Source organism: Mesorhizobium sp. WSM4806, assembly GCF_055811635.1.
Window position 1 is genome coordinate 1 of sequence record NZ_JBVVQZ010000061.1, and the last position, 1133, is coordinate 1133.

At 62.7% G+C, this 1133-nt stretch carries 1 protein-coding gene; it reads right to left on the reverse strand.

Annotated elements, in window-relative coordinates; genetic code table 11:
* Positions 1–21 precede the first annotated feature (21 nt).
* Positions 22–1047 carry an IS110 family RNA-guided transposase gene (locus AC0L2M_RS34570; protein ID WP_473537264.1) on the reverse strand — a complete coding sequence of 342 codons (1026 nt, stop codon included), beginning with the start codon at positions 1045–1047 and terminating at the stop codon, positions 22–24.
* Positions 1048–1133: the final 86 nt, after the last annotated feature.

Consider the following 1133-nt stretch of genomic DNA (forward strand, 5'->3'; position numbering starts at 1 on the left):
AGACGGTTGAGCAACCGTGCTTCAAACGGAAGCCGGATTCCAGGGTTTGTTGGTGCGCACCATAGCGTTGAGGGTTGTGATGAGCTTGCGCATGACGGCGACGATGGCGACCTTTGCTACCTTGCCGTTGGAGCGCAGCCGCTGGCGGAAAGCGGCGAAGACGGGGTTATGAACTCCGGCACTGAGCGCGGCCATGTAGAGGACGTTGCGGACAGGCTCGCGGCCACCCCAAATGCATCGCTTGCCTTTGAGCTTGCCGCTGTCATGGTCATAGGGGGCGAGCCCGACCAGGGCGGTGATCTGCCGGTTGGACAGGCGACCCAGTTCGGGTAGCAGCGCGATCAGTGTGGCACTCAGGACCGGACCGACGCTGGGAGTGGAACGCAGCAGGCGGTCGCGCTGAGCCAGAGCGGGATCGGCCGCAATTGCTTGGGCAATGCGTTTGTCGAGTAGCAGGATATCGGCACTGAGCCGGGTCGCACGCCGCTTGGCCAGGCGCTTGAGAGCAGCATCGCGCACGTGCTCGGCCTGATTGTTGACGCGGCTGAGCTCGGCCTGGAGCTGGCGCCGTGCCGTGACCAGTTCGATCACCAGTTGCAGGCTTGGATCGAGCTCCACCGGATGCACCGGTAGCGTCGCCAGGAAGCGGGCGATCAAACGGGCATCGATGCGATCGTTCTTGGCGTTGATGCCGGCTGCACGCGCGAACTGGCGCAGCCTGTGCGGATTGATGCGACGCACCGGAAGTCCTGCTTGCCACAGCGCCTTGAGTACAGCGCGTTCATAGCCGCCGCTCGCCTCAACACCGATGGCACCGATCTCGTTGTCCGACAGCCGCTCGACCAACGCCGCATAACCGGCTTCGGTGTTGTCGACTGTGAACAACTCCCCTGTTTCCAGAATGGCCACGTCCAGTCGATCCTTGGCCACATCGATGCCGACATTAAACGCAATTTGTGTCATCCTCTGATCCCTTCCTTGCTGGTGCGGGGTCGAACCCTGGCAACCGTTCGGGCTATGGAAGATGCGACGGAGCTCCTTGCTCAACCACGGACTCATACCAAGGGGTGTACGGGCTTCCGCCGCAGCGGGTGATCCGGTCATGACCCGGGTCACCCGCCAACCCGATCATG